The organism is Winogradskyella sp. PC D3.3 (assembly GCF_054366245.1).
The window spans coordinates 3,978,687-3,998,515 of sequence record NZ_CM135962.1; the positions used below are offsets into that span (position 1 = coordinate 3,978,687).

Genomic DNA, 19,829 nt, shown 5'->3' on the forward strand with positions numbered 1-19,829 from the left:
ATACCAAATTATTTTTTTTGAAAAAAAAATTAAAAAATTAATATGCTTTTGCAAAAAGCACACGTTGTTGAGATGGTTTCCCACTAAATACACACTTACCATTTTCCTTATTATTCCCCATAGGAATGCATCTAATCGTTGCTTTTGTTAGTTCTTTAATCTTTTGCTCTGTCTCTGCAGTTCCATCCCAATGTGCTGAAATAAATCCTGTTTTTGTTTCTAAAACTTTTTTAAATGTTTCAAAATCGTCAACTTCGGTAGTATGGGTATCTCTAAAATTTAATGCTTTTGTAAATAATTCGTCTTGGATGACTTCTAAAAGATCTTTAATAGTAGATGCTAAACCATCAATCTGAACGATCTCTTTTGTTAAAGTATCACGTCTTGCTAATTCAACAGTATTATTTTCTAAATCTTTTGGTCCAATCGCAATACGTAATGGCACACCTTGTAATTCATGTTGTGCAAATTTAGCTCCTGGCCTATGTGTCGTTCTTTTATCGAACTTACAACTAACCCCTAATGCTTTTAGTTCTTTAATTATAGTTTCGGCTTTCTCTGAAATAGCTTCAAATTGTTCATCTGTTTTAAATATAGGAACGATAACAACCTGTGATGGTGCTAAATTTGGAGGTAATACTAAACCTTTATCATCACTATGCGTCATAATCAACGCGCCTACTAATCTTGTAGAAACACCCCAAGATGTTGCCCAAACATAATCTAACTTACCTTCGTTATTAGTAAACTTAACATCAAAAGCTTTTGCAAAATTTTGTCCTAAGAAATGAGAGGTTCCTGCTTGAAGCGCCTTTCCATCTTGCATTAAAGCTTCAATACAATAGGTTTCTATAGCACCTGCAAAACGTTCACTTTCTGTTTTCACTCCTTTAATAACAGGAATAGCCATAAAGTTTTGAGCAAAATCTGCATAAACATCATTCATTTGTTCTGCTTCTACTAATGCTTCTGCTTCTGTAGCATGAGCCGTATGCCCTTCTTGCCATAAAAACTCAGCAGTACGCAAAAATAACCGTGTTCGCATTTCCCAACGCACAACATTTGCCCATTGGTTTATTAAAATTGGTAAATCTCTATAACTTTGAATCCAACCTTTATATGTATTCCATATAATAGCTTCACTTGTAGGTCTTACAACCAATTCTTCCTCTAATTTAGCTTCAGGATCCACCCTAAGTTTCCCTTCATTATCTGGATCATTTTGTAACCTGTAGTGTGTCACAACGGCACATTCTTTAGCAAAACCTTCAGCATTTTTTTCCTCTGCTTCAAATAAACTTTTAGGAACAAACAATGGAAAATAAGCGTTTTGATGCCCCGTCTCTTTAAACATTCTATCTAATTCCGCTTGCATTTTTTCCCATATAGCATACCCATAAGGTTTAATAACCATACAACCTCTAACAGCAGAATTTTCTGCTAAATCAGCCTTCACGACCAATTCATTGTACCATTTTGAATAATCTTCAGCTCTACTCGTAAGATTTTTGCTCATTTCTAGTGTTTTGGCACAAATATTGTGCTTATGTTAAATGTATTAAATAATACAGCAAAACTAACTATTTTTGCTATGTTCAACAATAAAATAAAAGAGATATGCAATTTAAAACTATTATAACTCAAAAATTGCCATTTTTTGTTGCACTCGGTTTACTAACCGTGTTAACTTCTTGTGGTTCGTTTCAGTATGTAGGTTACGACAATGACGGGATATACAGCACTAATGACTCTGATACAGTTGTTGAAGAAGCTGTAGTTACAACATCAACCAACGATTCTAATTATTATAAAAATTATTTTGCTGAAAATTCAGCGGAAGTTGATGCTATACAAGAAGAATCTGAGATTTTTACAGATATAGATTCTTATGAAGGGAATTATACAGACCAAACAATAGACACTTTAGAACAACGACCTTCTTATGGCGGTTGGGGACAAAATAGCAATACCGTTACTATTAATTATATAGATAACGGATGGTATGGCTACAATAGCCCATGGATGTGGAATGGAGGTTATGGCTATTACGGTTGGTCAAGACCTTGGGGATATAACTATGGTTACGGTTACGGCTGGAACAATTGGGCTTATGGTGGCTATTATGGATATACACTTTATTCTCCATGGCGTTATGGTTACGGACATTATAACTATGGATGGAATACAGGGTATTATAGAAATAACAGATATAGCTATAGCAATACTAGAAGAGGATCTTTGCTTTATAATAACAACTTAAATCGCCGTAGTAATTCGGCTCTTTCTAGAAACAATTATTCCACACGAAGATTATCAAATTCTACTAGTTTATCGAGAAATTCTTCAACAAGAACGGTAAGAAGTACAACACCAACAAGAACTACTCGTACGATTAGAAATTCATCACCAACAACGAGATCTAGCACCAACACTAGAGTTACGAGACCTACCACAACGAGGTCTACAACCAGAACATCAACTAGATCTACAACTCCTACAAGAAGTACAAGATCTTCAGGAGCTGTTCGTTCGAGCTCTAGTAGTTCAAGATCATCTAGTAGCACTACAAGGTCATCAGGAAGCTCTAGATCTTCTAGTAGTGGTAGTAGCTCATCTAGCAGCAGTAGACGTGGTAGAGGATAAACTTGAATCAAAATTCTAAAATTCTAAAAAATTATATATGAAAAAGTTACTTATGTTAAGCATGGGCTTACTATGCTCATCTTATATTTTAGCGCAAGATCTTACAGATGCTCTAAGATATTCTATGGATGAAATACAAGGAACTGCTCGTTATAGAGCTATGAGCGGTGCTTTTGGCGCTTTAGGAGGAGATATGTCTAGTGTTAATATTAACCCTGCAGGTTCTGCGATATTTAACAATAGCCATGCCTCAATATCCTTAGGCCTATTTAATACTAATAATGATACGAACTATTTCAATGGTGTTAATTCTTCTTCCAATTCTAATGTAAACTTAAATCAGTTAGGTGCTGCTTTTATCTTCAAAAACACAAATGTAAATTCAGGTTGGAATAAATTCTCACTAAGTTTCGCCTATGATCGTTCTGCAGATTTTGATAATGACTGGGTTGCTCAAGGTGTTAATCGCGACAATACCATTGGTGATTTTTTTCTATCTAATGCGCAAGGGTTACGTTTAGATGAAATTTCAGCTTTACCAGGAGAATCTTTTTCAGAAGCTTACTCAGAGATAGGGTCTTTTTATGGTTATAGAAATCAACAAGCGTTTTTAGGTTATGAAGGTTATATTATTGAACCGTTAGATAACACTAATGAAAATATAGACTATGACACAAATATAAAGGGAGGCAACTATAGACAACGCTATGCATATGCTAGCACAGGATATAATGGAAAGCTAGCATTTAATGTAGCAACAAGCTATAAGGACAAATTCTACTTTGGATTAAATCTGAATTCACATTTCATTAACTATGAACAAACGACTCTACTTAATGAATCGAACACTAATACAAGTTCAATTATTAGAGCTGTGGATTTTAAAAACAATTTACTAACGACTGGTAGTGGATTTTCGTTTCAACTTGGTGGAATAGCAAAAATAACAAAAGAATTAAGAGTTGGTTTATCTTACAACTCTCCTACTTGGTATAGAATTTCTGACGAGACATCACAATATTTAGCAACTTCAAGACTAGAAAGTGGTTCTTACATCCCTCAAGTGGTAAATCCAAATGTGATTAATGTTTATGAAGAGTACAAATTACAAACTCCGAGTAAAGTTACTGGTAGTTTAGCTTATGTTTTTGGCAAAAAAGGTTTATTAAGTTTTGATTATACTGTAAAAGATTATAGCAAATCAAAATTTAAACCAACAACAGATGCTCTTTTCTCAAGCTTAAACAATAGTATAAGTAATACTTTAGACTCTGCTGCATCATACCGATTAGGAGGTGAATATCGCTTTAAACAAATTAGTTTTAGAGGTGGCTATCGTTTTGAAGAAAGCCCTTATAAAGATGATAATTTTTATGGTGATCTCAATGGTTATTCTTTAGGACTTGGTTATAATTTTGGAGATATTACTTTAGATTTTGCATTCAGTCAATCTGAACGGGATTATAATTATCAATTATATTCTGAAGGTTTAACAGATACTACTCAAATTGAATCTAAGTATACTGACTTTATTTTAACATTAGCTTTTAATCTATAATGCATGTTAAGAATTAAATCATCTTAAATATGTAAACCATTACATGATTAAAAAAATCCAGCAAACATAGCCTTGCTGGATTTTTTTTATGGCGTATATCCTCAACAAAGTACCTAGCCCTGAAATTCTATTACAACCCTATGACTATGCTCCTATTTTGTTTGTTTTATTTTTATATCAAAAGGTTTCAATATTAATAAAAGCTCAGCTTACAAGAGCTTATTAGAATATTCAGCTTATAATCACACGCAACAATTATTAGCTTAGAACAGTTTATAACCCAACACCTAATACTTGGTCGTATTTTATATCCTTCTGTATATTCATCTACAATGGTTATAACTTAAATATTGGAATATTATAGTTTGTTTTTTTGAACACCTTATAAAGTAAACTACGATCCACTTATTTAAATATTTAAATCCATAAAAAAAGCCTGAACATATTAATGTTCAGGCTTTTTTTTATTAAAAGTAAACCTATCGTTTCAAGGTAAAATGGGCTTTAAATTCTTTACGAACACCATTACTTGGTTCGTCGTACTCTACTGTAAACCAGTAATCACTCGTTGGCATGGCTTCACCATTAAACGTTCCATCCCAACCATCTCCATCAGGACTTAATTGTTTAAGTAACTTTCCGTACCGGTCAAATATATAAATTTTTGCATTACTTCCAACACCTTCAATGTTCCAAGTTTCATTATTTCCATCGCCATTGGGCGTAAAATACAGCGGATAGTCGATAATAAACTTTGATGTTGTGGTTAAGCCACAACCATTTTTATCTCTTGCCGTGATCTCATGGTCTCCTGCTGATAAGCCTGTAAAGATGCTTTCATCTTGCCATGGACCTCCGTCTAAACTGTATTCATAATTACCTATACCTACGGCAAATGCTTCTAAACTGTGATTATCGGCAAAAGCTTGCGTTAAGAGTTCTATCGTTAAACTTGGTGGTTCACTTTCTATAACGTCAGTTGTATCAACATTAGTACAATTGGTCATTGTTGATGTGCTCATATCTGTTACTAAAACACTGTAGCTTCCTCCTTGAGTTGGCATTATACTAGGACCTGTCTCTGTTGGTAATACCGTGTTATTATAACTCCATTCAAAACTATAATCCGTTGCTGACAAACCTGTATCGATAACTAACGGGTCTAATACTTCTGTGCCATTAGTGTTTAAACATAAGATGTAATCCTCTTCTAAATTAAATTCTGGCAATGGATTAACTTGTAAGGTTACTTCGGCTACAGCATAACAGATAGAAGTATCATTACCTGTTGTTCCATCTGGTGTATCATTATCCACTCTTGCATAAATGACTTGTGGGTTAATGATATTCTCATACAACGTTGGTAATGGATTTACCTTTAAATCTGCATCCTCTTGCGTTTCATAATACGTTACAATGTAGTTTGCTGCATCTTGTCCGTCTAAAACTTCTGGGTCTCTCGTGGTTAAATCAAACTGAGCACTATCATTCGTTGGATCTCCATCCGTTTCCATTTCATCATCACAAGTTTCATAAACGATTGGTGCCATATTTGGATTGGCTTGTGCCGCTTCTTGCACTTCAATATTAAAACTTTGTGTGCTGATTGAACATCCGGTGACATTGTTTGTAATGGTCACAAAGATTTGCTGTGGGTTCCTTTGGTTAGTATATAAACTTACCAAGCCGTTAATACCTGCCTCAGCATCAGCTAAATTATCGTGATAGCTTACTATAAACTGTGATGGATCTTGACCATTTAAAACTTCAGCATCTTTAGTCGTTAAATCAAAACTATCAATACCATCGGTGTTTAATTCACATTGTATAAAGTCCGTTACAGCCACAACCGTTGGTAGAGGATGTACTATAATCGTAAAATCAACGAGTGCATAACAGCCTGTAACATCATTGGTTACTCTTACATAAATCTCTTGCTCTGGTGTTTCTGTATTAGTATACTGCGTTGGATCTGCTATAGCATTGCTGCCTGAGTTCGCATCTTCTATCGTTTCATAATAACTTGCAGTCACTCCTGCTTCCCCATTAAGAATGAGTATTTCATTTTCAGTAAGATCAAAAACCTCTACTCCATCTCCGGTATTGATATCATCACACAACTCTAAGTTTGGTAATTGATCACTTGGGGTTGGCGTTGGATTTGGTAACACTCTTATGGTTAAGGTTGCAAAATCAACACAACCGGTATCCGTATCGGTAACAACCACGTAAAGTGTTTGTGGGTTAGCGCCTAATCCGTTTATAGATGTATTGGTATACTGGGTTGGATCTGCTATAGCATTCGTCTGAGATTGTGCATCTGCATTGGTCTCATAATACGCTACGGAATAACTCGCATTACCTCCTGTAATCTCATCATCTTTTACCGTTAAATCAAATGAAGTGAACTCATCTCCTGGTGTCTCTCCTAAATCATCACACACACTCAATTGTGTTGGCTGTACCGCTACTGGTGGTAAATTAACCTCTAACTCAAACTGACCTGTATCTTGACAGCCTGTGATTGGATTAAACAAACGCACATAAATGGTTTGTGGATTTGCTGTATTAGTATAATTACCAACATTGATGATTGGATTATTTCCACTTGACGCATCTAATTCACTAACATGGTAAGTCAATAGGACTGCTAATGGATCTTGTCCGTTTAAAATCTCATCATCTTTAGTGGTCAGATCAAATTGGGTGATACCATTATCATCGGTGTCACATATAGTGTAAGTATCTATACTTGTTGGCACTTCTGGTGACGGCAATACAATTAATTCTAATGTATTTGCAGTTAAACTAAAACAACCCGTTATGGTGTTCTCTGAACGCACATAAATCATTTGGTTGTTCGCTACAATGTTTGTATACAACCCTGTGATTGGGTTATCACCATTCTCTGCATCGGTCTGTGTCTCGTGATAGCTAATTGCTACATTAGCTTCGCCATTAGTGATTTCTATGGTACGTTGCGTTAAATCAAATTCCGCAAAACCATCATTATCATCATCACAAACTTCTATTGGTGTTGGATTGGGTTCTGGTGAAGGAATTGGATCTACTCGTAAGGTGACAGTCACCGTATTGTAACAGCCTGTGACATCATTTTCTGCTCTTACAAAAACAGTTTGTGCATTGCTTGTGTTTATATATGGACTTGAGATTGGGTTTGTTGCATTGTCGGCATCCAATTGCGTCTCATAGTAGCTTAAGGTAATTCCTGTTTGACCATTTAAAATTTCTTCATTGGCGTCTTCTAAGGTAAAGCCTTCTTGCTCATCCCCTGGGTTATTCACATCACACAACTCTAATGGTGATGGTGTTACTAATACAGGTAATGGGTTCACAATTAATTCTAAACTTGTAATTTTATAACAGCCTTCTACCGTAGTATTATCCTCTACACGTATCCAAATAATTTGATTAAAATCGTCTGTATTAGTATAAGCCAAAGGGTTGTTTATCGGGTTGTTGGATGCTTCGGCATTCGCTTCACTCTCGTAATAGCTTAGAATATACTGAGTAGGATCTTGACCGTTCAATACTTCTGTTGCTTTAGTCGTTAAGTCAAAAGTTGCATAACCATCAGCTGAGATATCATCACAGGCCTCTAATGGTGTTGGCGCAATTAACTGAGGTGTTGGCTCCACTATTAATTCTAAAACAACAATGGTAGCACAGTCCGTAGCTATCGTTGGACTTTCTATTCTTGCATATAACGTTTGTGCATTTTGAACAATATTGTTATAGCTCACTGTTGTATCGATAGCATCAACTCCATTAATGGCGTTGATTTCTGTTTCGTGATAAGTCACCTCAAGTCCTGAAGCTCCTCCTGTAATTTCATTATCCGCATCGGTAAGTGTAAACTCACCAAAACCATCATTGTCTGGGTCACAGTATCTCAATGGTTGTGGTGTAAATGCTATAGGTGCTTGTTGTACTATGAGTTCTAAACTAGTAGTATCATAACAGCCTGTGTTTATATTTTCTACACGTGCAAATATAAATTGTCCATTACTTGTATTTGTATACAATGTTGGTAATGGATTGGTCTCTGCCTCTAAATCTACCAAGGTCTCATAATAGCTTACAGAATAAGCAGGATTACTCCCTGTAATTTCTGTATTCTTTAGACTTAAATCCATTTCTGTTAGACCATCTGGTGTACCATCATCACAAACTTCTAAGGCTGTGGGAACAACCAAAGCAGGTAATGGGTTAACCACTAAATCAAAGGTTACATTTGAAGTACAACCTGTTAATGTATTAGTTAGTACAGCTATTATAGGTTGTGGGTTACTTGTATTGGTATAACCTCCTAATATTGGGTTGGTTTCTGCACTTGCATCTGCTGCATTAGCATAATAACTTACTGCTACATTTACCTGACCGTTTAAAATCTCTGCTGTTTTTGTCGATAGATCAAAGATTTCTTCTTCGTCGCCTGTCGCATTATCATCACACAATTCATAGTTTGTTACTGCGATAACGGCTGGCTTTGGATTTACAATCAATTGAAGCGGTGTTGTATCATAACAGCCTGTTGTGCTATTTTCGATACGTGCTATAATTTCTTGAGATCCTGCTTGGGTGTTGGTGTAATTTGTTAGTAATGGACTCCCGCCTGCTTCTGCACTCGCTTGACTGTCGTAATAACGAACAATCATACCCGTTTGCGTCCCTATAACTTCAGCATCTTTTACGCTAAGATCAAATACTGCAATACCATCAGCATTATCGTCACAAACCTCTAAGGCTGTCGTTACATTTGCTACTGGATTTTCTAACACCTCTAAAACCAAACTATTTACATTATAACAGTTTGTTGTGGTGTTTTCTAAACGTACAAATATCGTTTGACTGGTCATCGTTGTATTCACATAGCCATCAAATAGTTCTCCACTATTGGTTTCTGCTCCCAACATGCTTTCATGGAAAGAAACAACCACTCCTGTTTGTCCATTTAAGAACTCAGCTTCTTTGGTACTTAATGGAAAACTTGCAAAACCATCGGTGTCATCATCACAAACTTGTAATGCTGGAACTGCAACAACTGTTGGTAAAGCATTAACGATCAAATCAAAACTTGTTGTTCCGTAACAACTTGGATGTAACGGATCTCTACTCTAACGTAAATCGTCTCTAAATTGGGAGTTGTATTTGTGTAATTGGTTGGTAAAGCCCCTGCATTGTTATCAGCATCATCTTGACTACTGTGGAACGTAACATTATAAATCGCTGGGTCTTGGCCTCCTAGAATAACACTTTCTTGACTGCTTAAATCGAACGTTGCAAATCCGTCATTACTAACGTCGTCACAGACTTCCATGGTACCTGGTGTTGTAGCTATAGCTCTCGTATTTACAACCAAATTAAATAGTGCCGTTGCTGAGGCATTGTAACAATTTGAATCCCCTGAACTAGAAACTCTAACAAAAATAGGTTGGGCATTTACTGTATTTGTATAATCTAATGGCAACGCATTATCACCGGAATCCGCATCAGCAAAACTTAAATGATACGTTACCGTATAATCTGTTGCTGATTGTGATCCTAAAATTGCTAAAGTTTGACTGCTTAAATCAAATTCCTCAAAACCATCGTTACTATCATCATCACATAACTCTAAATCAGATACTGGGTTTATTGTAGGCTGACCTGATACATTTAAAGTAAAAGAATACACATCATAACATCCAGACTCAAGATATTCGATTCTAACAAATATGGTTTCTCCGTCAGTACCAGAATAACTTCCTGAATCAGGAATTGCAGCAAGGTCGCCTTCTGCATCTGCGAGCGAATTATGATAAGTAACCCTCAAATCTGATGCATTAGTTGCACTAGCAAGAACCACTGATGTATTAGATTCTAAATCAAAAATATAAGGTGGAATACCTGTATCACAAACATATAAATTATTTGGTACGTCAGTAATAAGCTCAGGCAGTACATCGATACAAACTTCTTCAGTATACTCACACCCAAAATCATCTGTAACTCTATAAGTATAACAAAACTGTCCTGCTGTTGGGGGCTGAACTGTAATAACATTTCCAGCAGTACTCGTTATCGTAGGATCAACATCCCAAGCTTCAGAATCAATTACAGGTGTAAATGAAAGTTCTGGCGGTTGCAAATTAGGATCAAACTCAATACCCCAAGAAAATATATGTCCGTTATCTAAACCTGCATTATCACTAACTCTTATGGTCCAGTCTCCATTTAAAGGAGAACCAACAAGTCCATCTAAAGGATTTACAGAACTGTAAGTCCCAGCAGGAACATAAGTATCAGTATACGTATCAGGCCCATCTCCATTAAGAAATACACCGCCTGATAAAATCCCACCGACTAAAGTTGGGAAACCTCCATCTGGAACAAAGCAATATTGAAATCCTCGTCCTGGTGTTGTATTGGAACTCCCTGTACTTCCATCAACTCCACCTGTAGCCCAAGGTGTTCCTAAATTAGCAGACCCACCACCTCTATTATGTAATCGAACGACTTGTCCATTAGGTGAAACGATTTCAATAATAAGATCTCCTAAATATGAATGCTCCATAGTGGCACATATACTCACTAATTGATTAATATCTGTTATCGTTTGTGCTGAATCATAACAATCTACAGTGATAGAAGTTTCATAAGTTACTCCATTCCCATCGGGTAAAAAGGTAACACCACTGACAGGTGGTGTACAATCATTAAGATACTCTACAGCTTCAACTTCCGCTGTAATGGTTGTACTCTCGCCAAAACAGAGCGTATCATTAGCAGCCTCTGTACCTGTAAAATCGGGTTCGGTTGCCACCTGAATCACTTGGTTGATTAAGTTATTATTATTACATCCTAAAGGATCAATGGATGTGTTTGCATCACGTATATTAAGATTTACAATATATACCCCAGGATCAGGATACGAAAATGTTGCTGTTTGACCAGCCATCGTATTACCATCACCTAAATCCCATTCGTAAGTTGCACCTGTTCCATCAATGGAAAAAACGCCACTACCAGATAAAGTAATGTCTTCATTAGGACATACTCTAATATAACCATCTGCATTCGGCGCAGGAGAACTAGAGTCTATTTGAGAATTAATTGTCTGACAAGGTGTTAAGCACGATATATTTGCGACCCATCCTTCTGTACTACCTGATTCGTTAGAAACAAATTGAATTGTAATACACCCCGAAGCATTATCTGCTGTAGCTTGCACTAACCCAGGGCCGGTTATACCAGAAAAAGTTCCGAAAAGGGGCGCGGCAACACTGTCACCATCAAAAAGACTCAATACATCAGGGCTCGTCCCTAATTGCGTTGCAAATGAGACAAAATCTATTTCAACTTTTTGACCAGGACTTTCTGGACAAATCGTTAAAACAAAATTTTCATCACTGTCATAGTTCCCAAATTCTCCACCAGAATCATAAAAAACACCACCACATTGGTTAACTGTTGCTGTTTGCATATTAATATCTTGCGCAAACAAAACCGATGAAAATAAAAGAGGGATTATTGTAAAAATATATTTCATGTTATGTAATTTTATTGGTATTGAGACTTAATAATTATATAATAATCGGTATTATCTACGTGATACATAGCTGCCGCTCTCGAATAAAAATTTAAGCCATATTTTAAAGGATTAAAATCCTTAGGATTAAAATCCCCTTCTTTATTATAATCTAAACCCACTGCTTCAGCCATCTCCGATAATTTAGGACAAGGCTTTTTAAGATTTTCATCTGTTATCGACTCAATCACCACTCTATTTCTAAGAATGTGTTTTATATTTTTAAGACGATTTGGATTACTAAAAACAAGTTTTTCCGCAGATTCTCCATAAACCTCAATTATTTGAGCGCGTTCTTTTGCCGTTAAAGGCATTTTAACATTGTCGTCAAATTTCGCTAAAGGCAGCGGATTTTTATGGTTAGATTTCTGACTAAACATGCAAAACGGCATGAGTATCAATGTAGTAATAAATAATAATTTTTTCATAGTGTGTTCTGAATATTAGAATTTCGAAAATTAAGAAAATTTTAGGACATCAATGGTTAGTTTATCAAGGATATTGGTGTTTTAACGGTTTTACTTATATAACAGCTATAATTATAAAACCCCTACCTTATTCAAACTATTTTTATTGTTTATCTTTGCCTCTCGTTTTTAAAAACTGATAACAATTAATATACAATGAAAATCGAAAGTGATTTTAACGATATTGACGCTTTAGGAGATGACCACATAGGATCATCGAGCGAAACTCCATTGAGACCTGACGCTTTTAAGCTTTCCAATACAGAAAAAATAGAAAGCATTAAAAGTGATGTTAAACATATATTAGAAACATTAGGTTTAGACTTAACTGACGACAGCCTAAAGGGCACGCCAAATAGAGTTGCTAAAATGTTTGTTAATGAGATTTTCGGTGGCTTAGACCCTAATAAAAAACCCAAGGCTTCAACTTTTGACAATAAATACAAATATGGCGAAATGCTTGTAGAAAAAAACATTACGGTATATTCTACTTGTGAGCATCATTTATTACCTATTGTAGGAAGAGCACATATTGCCTATATTTCGAATGGAACTGTTGTGGGGTTATCTAAAATGAACCGCATCGTCGATTATTATGCGAAACGCCCACAAGTACAAGAACGACTAACAATTCAAGTTGTAAAAGAACTTCAAAACGTTTTAGGTACAGAAGATGTTGCTTGTGTTATTGACGCGAAACATTTATGTGTAAATTCTCGTGGCATTAGAGATATTGAAAGTAGTACCGTGACTTCAGAATTTGGAGGTAAATTCAAAGAAAAAGAAACGCGAAGAGAACTTTTAGAATACATTAAATTAGAAACGCAATTCTAATTCAAAATGCTAAAATTAAATTACAAAAATTATTGATTTATTTTTCAAAAATCGCATCATGTCCTTATATAATACAAATCACATAAAATTATACAATACACTTACTGGTGAAAAAGAAGTTTTTCAACCCATAACAGCTGGTTATGTCGGAATGTATGTTTGCGGGCCTACCGTTTATAGTAATGTGCATTTGGGTAATGTTAGAACGTTTATGTCGTTCGATATGATCTTCCGGTACTTAAAACACCTAGGTTATAAAGTCCGCTATGTGCGAAACATTACTGATGCAGGACATTTAGAAAATGATGCCGACGTTGGAGAAGATAAAATCACTAAAAAAGCCCGATTAGAAGCGATAGAACCTATGGAAATCGTTCAGCGTTATACGGTAGATTTTCACAATGTTCTCAATACTTTTAATTTTTTGCCGCCAAGTATTGAACCGACTGCCACTGGTCATATTATAGAACAAATTGAATTAATTCAATCTATTATAGATAATGGTTTTGCTTATGTGGTAAACGGCTCTGTGTATTTTGATGTGCATAAATACAATGAATCTAATGAATACGGCATTTTAAGCAAACGTAAATTAGATGACTTAATACACAATACACGAACGCTTGATGGCCAAAGCGATAAGAAAAACCCACAAGATTTTGCCCTTTGGAAAAAAGCCGAGCCTAGTCATATTATGCGTTGGCCTTCCCCGTGGAGTGATGGCTTTCCTGGCTGGCATTTAGAATGTACGGCTATGAGCACTAAATATCTCGGTGAGTATTTTGATATTCATGGTGGAGGTATGGATTTAAAATTCCCACATCACGAATGTGAAATTGCACAAAATCAAGCTGCAAAAGGGCAAGCTCCTGTAAAGTATTGGATGCATGCCAATATGTTAGAACTGAATGGAGCCCGCATGAGTAAATCTACTGGGAATTATATTAATCCTGCAGAATTACTTTCTGGCGACAATGATATTATGTCTAAAGCCTACAATCCAAGTGTCATTCGCTTTTTTATGATGCAAGCATCTTATAGAAGCATTTTAGATTTAACGGATGATGGCTTGGCTGCTGCCGAAAAAGGATTCCATAGACTTATGGATGCTATTGGCTTAATTGACAACTTAAAAACAGGACTGACATCGTCATTCAATGTTTCAGAATGGAAACAGCGATGCTATGATGCCATGAATGATGATTTTAATACTCCTATTTTAATTGCGACTCTTTTTGAAGCGGTAAAATATATTAATCAAATAAAAGATGGAAGCGCAACAGTGTCTCCAGAAGACTTAGCCGTGTTAAAAGAAACTATTGGCATCTTTGTTTTTGATGTTTTAGGTTTGGTTAATATTTCAAAAGAACACACGGGAAGTGATAAACTAGCTGCTGCAGTTGAAATTTTAATTAACCTTAGAAAAGAAGCACGATTAAATAAAGACTTTGCATTATCTGACAAAATAAGAAATGAGTTAGCTGAAGCAGGTATTCAATTAAATGATAGTAGAGAAGGCACCACGTTTACGACTAACTAAGCGTGAAAAAAATCTTAACATATCCTTTTTTATTGCTGATTAAAATTTATCAGACCTTCATATCTCCTTTTACTCCAGCGACATGCAGGTACCAACCTACATGTTCCCATTACGCTAAAGAAGCCTTAGAGGTTCATGGTTTTTTTAAAGGAGGTTGGTTAGCTATCAAACGGATTTTTAGTTGTCATCCCTGGGGAGGTAGTGGTTTCGACCCTGTTCCAAGAAAGGATGACAACTAAAAATGTTGCCTACGCGCAAGCTCGCCCGTTCTCTAAAAATGTACTCCATACATTTTTTTACGCACTATAGTTCCTGGGGAAAAGTGTTTTTAACCCTCTTCATCCAAAAGAAAATTAATATTACGTTAATCCTATTTTCAATCGCCATCAAAATATTATATTTACAGCATAAAGAGAATATCTATGTTTTTATTACAGATTAATTGGGATCCTATTAAATATATTGATTTAGGATTTTTTAAGCTTCATTTTTATAGCCTTATGTGGATTACCGCATTTATTTTAGGCTTTCAAATCACTAAACGCATTTTCAAAAACGAAGGAGAATCTGAAGAATCTTTAGATTCCTTATTCATCTATTCTGTACTAGGAATTATGCTTGGTGCACGCTTAGGCCATGTGATTTTCTACCAACCAGAACTAATAACTGAAGATTTTTTCAGCATCTTTTTACCTTTCAAATTTAAAGGTGGCTTTGAGTTTACTGGTTTTCAAGGTTTAGCTAGTCATGGTGCCGCTATTGCTATGATTATTTCGATGTACCTCTACAATAAAAAAGTATTACACAAAACAGTTCTTTGGATTTTAGACCGCGTTGTGGTTCCTGTAGCCCTTGGTGCCGTGTTTGTTAGAATTGGAAACTTTATTAATTCAGAAATTATTGGAAAATATACAGGTAGTGATTTTGGAATTGTATTTAAACAATTAGGAGAAACCCAACCTAGACATCCTGCGCAATTGTACGAAGCATTCTGTTATGTATTTGTATTTTTAATTCTCTTTTATGTCTATTGGAAAACAAAGAAATCTGAACAACAAGGCTTTTTATTCGGCTTATTTTTAGTATTACTTTGGACGGTAAGATTCTTTGTTGAATTTGTTAAAGAAGCTCAAAATCCAGAACGTGCAGACTGGTTATTAAACACAGGACAACTATTAAGTATTCCATTTATATTAATTGGACTCTATTTTATGTTTATCTACAAACCCAAAACAAAACTGAACTAATGCGATTTCCTCTGTTTTCAAAATCTGTACTACTTATTTTTGTCGTTGGGTTTCTTTCGTCTTGTAATGAAGACAAACAATCAAAACCTGAAGACAAAGTTGTTGTAAACTTCAAAAAAGAAGGTATTTTAAATCTTTTAAAAGCAGATACGGATTCTATAATTAAATCAATAGATATTGAAATCGCAGATGACGAATACTCTACCCAAACGGGATTAATGTATAGAACTGAACTTCAAAATAACCATGGAATGTTATTTATATTTCCAAATGTACAAATGCGAAGTTTCTATATGAAGAACACTAAAATTCCTTTGGACATTATTTATATTGATGAAGCCTTATCTATTGTAAGTTTTCAAAAGAATGCTAAGCCTATGGATGAGACTTCACTTCCATCTGAAGCGCCGGCAAAATATGTTTTAGAGATTAACGCAGGCCTTTCTGATGAATGGCAACTTGCTGTTGGTGATAAAATTCATTTTACTACAATAAAATAACTATTTATTACAACACATCATTACCCAAAGCGGTAATCATCCTTATAGCCTTACTCGTTTTTACGTTAAATTTGGCCTAAAACGACGACTACTATCCCTTTCTTGATAGTTTATTACAACTTTATGTTATAGATCCTCCTATTTATAATATACACTAGGTCCCCTTCTTTTATAAAATCAACTATTAGATATCATTTTTCCTAAGCCATACTATTAGTTTTATATCATACGGTATTCAAATGATTTAGATCATAGCCTTAAGATTTTAATGACACAATGTTGTTTGAACTACTAATTCTAGCCATAACAAAGCAACTTGAAAACAAAAAAATGCCTTTCAATTAAGAAAGGCATTTTTTACATTCTGAAAACGATTCAGAATCATACTTACTATAAAGACCTAAGCTTCCTCAGTATCTTCTTTTACTTTATTCTTAAGTGCTTCCGTTGCATTACCTTTTTTAGCTGTATCGTACATTATAGGTGTTGCAATAAATACAGAAGAATAAGTACCTACAATGACACCAACGATTAATGCAAACAATAAATCTTTAAGTGAATCTGCACCAAATAAGAACATTGCCAATAACACAACTAAAGTTGTTAATGATGTATTTAATGTTCTACTAATAGTACTATTAATCGATTTATTAATTGTTGTATCAAACGTCCAACCTAAGTTTTCGTTAAAGTATTCTCTAATTCTATCGAATACAACAACCGTATCATTCAGTGAGTAACCAATTACCGTTAAGATTGCCGCAATAAACGTTTGATCAACCTCCATGCTAAATGGCATAAATCTCCATGTTATAGAATAGATACCTAATACAATTAAAACATCATGGAAAACTGCAGAAACAGCACCAAGAGAGAATTGCCATTTCTTAAATCTTAATAAGATATATAAGAATACAACAACCAACGATCCTAGGATTGCCCATATAGAGGATTTTTTAATATCATCTGCAATCGTTGGACTCACTTTACTAGATAGCATTTTTCCAATTTTCTTATCTCCAGAGCCATCTAAGAACTCTTGATAAGTCATACCTTCTGGAAGGTATTTTTGAAGTGCCGTAAACAACATAGATTGCACCTCTTCATCAGCTTCAATAGAACTATCTTCTACTTTATATTTTGTAGAAATTTTTAATTGGTTTGGCCCACCAATAGTTTTTACTTCTGCACTTTCAAAAACAGCATGAAGATCAGATTTCACTTCTTCAACACTCATATCTTGATCAAAACGCACTTGGTAAGTTCGTCCACCGACAAAATCAATACCTTGATCTAACCCTGTTGTGAAAAGCGAACCTAAACTTGCTACGATAAATACACCCGAAATAATGTAAGCCATCTTACGTTTCTTCAAGAAATCGATATTCAAGTTCGTAAACAAGTTTTTAGTTAAACCTGTAGAGAAATCTAATTTACCACCTCTATTTATATACCAATCTACTAATAGACGTGTGATAAAAATTGCTGTAAATAATGAGGTTAAAATACCAATGATTAATGTTGTTGCGAAACCTTTAATTGGTCCTGTACCAAATACAAACAAAATTAAAGCTGTTAAACCTGTCGTAATATTCGCATCCAAAATTGAAGATAAGGCGTTAGAGAAACCATCTTTAATAGCCTCTTTTTGGGTCTTACCTTTTGCAATTTCTTCTTTAATCCGCTCAAAAATCAGAACGTTTGCATCGACCGACATACCAATTGTCAATACAATACCAGCAATACCAGGTAAGGTTAATACCGCACCTAAACTTGCTAGTACCCCAAAAATTAATAAGATGTTTAATAATAATGCTATATCTGCAAAACCACCAGCTTTTCCGTAGTAAAAAATCATCCAAAGTAATACAAATGCCAAAGCAATAAGGAACGATTGCATTCCACTATCAATAGCTTCTTGTCCTAAAGACGGCCCTACCTCATCGGCTTGAATAATTTGAGCAGAAGCAGGTAATTTACCAGCTCTTAAAACGTTTGCTAAATCGACAGCTTCTGTCAATGAAAACGATCCTGATATTTGAGATCGACCTCCTTCAATTGGTCCTGAAGACACACTTGGTGCAGAATACACTGTATTATCTAATACAATAGCAATATACCCTTGAGTTTCATAAGCGTTTTTGGTCATTTCTTCCCAAATCTTAGATCCTCTAGCGTCCATTTGCATGCTTACTGCCGGTCTACTTCGTGGATCATAATCTTGACTAGCATCAGTAATAACAGCACCACTTAATTCTGGTTCACCATCTCTATTACCTTTAATCGCATAAAGTTCTGAATATTCAGATTCTTCATTTTGTAATCCCCAAACAAATCTTACATAGCGCATTTCTGCAGGTAAAGACGCTCTGTTTTTTGGTGCATTTAAATGCGCCATTACTTTTTCTTTATCCTTAGATAAGAACATCCCTACTACAGCACCACCATTTCCGTAGCCTTGAATACCTAAAGGATTTACCTCAGCAACATTTGTAGAATCCGTTTCTATCTGTCCTGTAAGCTCATCAATAGCATCTGAAGTATCATCTTCTTTATCCTCAGTGGCATCAACAACGTCGTTCTTTTCTTTTTCTTTTTTATTAGCTTCAACCAACTTTTGATTCACCTCTAATAAATAAGGTACCACATCTTGAGGTTTGTACGTTTCCCAAAACTGTAACTGTGCAGTTTTAGTCACTAAATCTTTAACACGCTCAATATCTTTAGCTCCAGGCAATTCTAATAGAATACGACCTGAATTTCCTAAACGTTGAATGTTTGGAGATGTTACACCAAATTTATCAATACGCTTACGTAATACTTCGAAGGCAGAAACGATAGACTCATCAATTTTTGTTTCGATAATGCTCTTAACTTCGCTATCTGACATGTCGAATTTAATCTCGTCACTTAACGTTCTATTAGCAAAGATATCAGGAGATGCTAATTTGGTATCACCTTTAATAGCATCAAACGCCTTGAAGAACGATTGTAAATAAGAATCTTGCGAATCTTTTTGTAATTCTTCAGCATTGTCTAAAGCCTTATTAAAAATAGGATCTTTACTATTATTTGCTAATCCTTTTAAGATGTCTCTAACTGAAATTTGAAGAATAACGTTAATACCACCTTTAAGGTCTAAACCAAGGTTCATGGCATTATTTTCAACTTCAGTATATGAATATTTTGCAATACCCATGTTGTACACTTCAATAGGCTCAAATTTATCACCTACTTTAATTTTTGAAGTTTTTAAAGAATCTAAATAGCGAAGTGCTTCTGCATTTCTTTTAGATTGATAATCATCTTCTGTGTCAGCATATTTTGCTATTGCTGCATTTTTTGCGTCATCTTCTATTTGACCAGCTTTGAAAGTAAATGATAATTGATAAATACTTACTAAACCAAATAAAAGCGCAAAAAGCTTAATTATTCCTTTGTTTTGCATT

12 protein-coding genes are annotated in these 19,829 nt (G+C 35.0%); 7 read left to right on the forward strand and 5 right to left on the reverse strand.

Annotated elements, in window-relative coordinates:
- Positions 1-37 precede the first annotated feature (37 nt).
- Complete coding sequence (gene proS, locus ACXGSQ_RS17685) at positions 38-1,516, reverse strand: proline--tRNA ligase (RefSeq protein ID WP_458627453.1); 1,479 nt, start codon at positions 1,514-1,516, stop codon at positions 38-40.
- A 101-nt stretch (positions 1,517-1,617) separates the two neighbouring features.
- Between proS and ACXGSQ_RS17690 the strand changes: the two genes are divergently transcribed.
- Positions 1,618-2,643 carry a hypothetical protein gene (locus tag ACXGSQ_RS17690; protein WP_458627454.1) on the forward strand — a complete coding sequence of 342 codons (1,026 nt, stop codon included), beginning with the start codon at positions 1,618-1,620 and terminating at the stop codon, positions 2,641-2,643.
- A 37-nt stretch (positions 2,644-2,680) separates the two neighbouring features.
- Positions 2,681-4,201, forward strand: coding sequence for an OmpP1/FadL family transporter (locus ACXGSQ_RS17695; RefSeq protein WP_458627455.1), 1,521 nt, complete (start codon positions 2,681-2,683; stop codon positions 4,199-4,201).
- 479 nt (positions 4,202-4,680) lie between these two features.
- Here the strand turns inward: ACXGSQ_RS17695 and ACXGSQ_RS17700 are convergent, their stop codons facing one another.
- The 3 genes from ACXGSQ_RS17700 to ACXGSQ_RS17710 are packed head-to-tail and all read right to left on the reverse strand — an operon-like array spanning position 4,681 to position 12,220.
- Complete coding sequence (locus tag ACXGSQ_RS17700) at positions 4,681-9,291, reverse strand: T9SS type B sorting domain-containing protein (RefSeq protein WP_458627456.1); 4,611 nt, start codon at positions 9,289-9,291, stop codon at positions 4,681-4,683.
- On the reverse strand, positions 9,288-11,753 hold the full coding sequence (locus ACXGSQ_RS17705) for a PKD domain-containing protein (RefSeq protein ID WP_458627457.1): 2,466 nt from the start codon (positions 11,751-11,753) through the stop codon (positions 9,288-9,290). The genes ACXGSQ_RS17700 and ACXGSQ_RS17705 overlap by 4 nt, the downstream gene beginning before the upstream one ends.
- Positions 11,754-11,764: 11 nt before the next feature.
- The gene (locus ACXGSQ_RS17710) at positions 11,765-12,220 is read right to left on the reverse strand and encodes a hypothetical protein (protein WP_458627458.1); all 456 of its coding nucleotides are present in this window, start codon (positions 12,218-12,220) and stop codon (positions 11,765-11,767) included.
- Positions 12,221-12,415: 195 nt separating this feature from the next.
- Here ACXGSQ_RS17710 and folE point away from each other — a divergent pair, with 195 nt between their 5' ends.
- The 5 genes from folE to ACXGSQ_RS17735 all read left to right on the forward strand — a co-directional run bounded on the left by folE (position 12,416) and on the right by ACXGSQ_RS17735 (position 16,380).
- On the forward strand, positions 12,416-13,093 hold the full coding sequence (gene folE / locus ACXGSQ_RS17715) for a GTP cyclohydrolase I FolE (protein WP_458627459.1): 678 nt from the start codon (positions 12,416-12,418) through the stop codon (positions 13,091-13,093).
- Positions 13,094-13,151: 58 nt separating this feature from the next.
- Entirely contained in the window at positions 13,152-14,633 is a 1,482-nt protein-coding gene (gene cysS / locus ACXGSQ_RS17720; protein WP_458627460.1) for a cysteine--tRNA ligase, read from the forward strand.
- 2 nt (positions 14,634-14,635) lie between these two features.
- Positions 14,636-14,872: a membrane protein insertion efficiency factor YidD gene (yidD, locus tag ACXGSQ_RS17725; RefSeq protein WP_458627461.1), complete on the forward strand. Its 237-nt coding sequence runs from the start codon at positions 14,636-14,638 to the stop codon at positions 14,870-14,872.
- Between the two features lie 183 nt (positions 14,873-15,055).
- A complete protein-coding gene (gene lgt, locus ACXGSQ_RS17730; RefSeq protein ID WP_458627462.1) occupies positions 15,056-15,880 on the forward strand; it encodes a prolipoprotein diacylglyceryl transferase in 825 nt (274 codons plus the stop codon).
- The gene (locus tag ACXGSQ_RS17735) at positions 15,880-16,380 is read left to right on the forward strand and encodes a DUF192 domain-containing protein (protein WP_458627463.1); all 501 of its coding nucleotides are present in this window, start codon (positions 15,880-15,882) and stop codon (positions 16,378-16,380) included. Before lgt ends, ACXGSQ_RS17735 begins: the two co-directional genes overlap by 1 nt.
- Before the next feature lie 400 nt (positions 16,381-16,780).
- On the opposite strand, the gene secDF is transcribed toward ACXGSQ_RS17735, so the two are convergent.
- The gene (gene secDF, locus ACXGSQ_RS17740; RefSeq protein ID WP_458627464.1) at positions 16,781-19,828 is read right to left on the reverse strand and encodes a protein translocase subunit SecDF; all 3,048 of its coding nucleotides are present in this window, start codon (positions 19,826-19,828) and stop codon (positions 16,781-16,783) included.
- Position 19,829: the final 1 nt, after the last annotated feature.

Bases quoted from the DNA above. Each gene is read 5' to 3' on its own strand.
- secDF (WP_458627464.1), bottom strand. From the start codon at position 19,828: ATGCAAAACAAAGGAATAATTAAGCTTTTTGCGCTTTTATTTGGTTTA.
- ACXGSQ_RS17705 (WP_458627457.1), bottom strand. From the start codon at position 11,753: ATGAAATATATTTTTACAATAATCCCTCTTTTATTTTCATCGGTTTTG.
- ACXGSQ_RS17735 (WP_458627463.1), top strand. From the start codon at position 15,880: ATGCGATTTCCTCTGTTTTCAAAATCTGTACTACTTATTTTTGTCGTT.
- cysS (WP_458627460.1), top strand. From the start codon at position 13,152: ATGTCCTTATATAATACAAATCACATAAAATTATACAATACACTTACT.
- ACXGSQ_RS17695 (WP_458627455.1), top strand. From the start codon at position 2,681: ATGAAAAAGTTACTTATGTTAAGCATGGGCTTACTATGCTCATCTTAT.
- ACXGSQ_RS17690 (WP_458627454.1), top strand. From the start codon at position 1,618: ATGCAATTTAAAACTATTATAACTCAAAAATTGCCATTTTTTGTTGCA.
- ACXGSQ_RS17710 (WP_458627458.1), bottom strand. From the start codon at position 12,220: ATGAAAAAATTATTATTTATTACTACATTGATACTCATGCCGTTTTGC.
- folE (WP_458627459.1), top strand. From the start codon at position 12,416: ATGAAAATCGAAAGTGATTTTAACGATATTGACGCTTTAGGAGATGAC.
- proS (WP_458627453.1), bottom strand. From the start codon at position 1,516: ATGAGCAAAAATCTTACGAGTAGAGCTGAAGATTATTCAAAATGGTAC.
- lgt (WP_458627462.1), top strand. From the start codon at position 15,056: ATGTTTTTATTACAGATTAATTGGGATCCTATTAAATATATTGATTTA.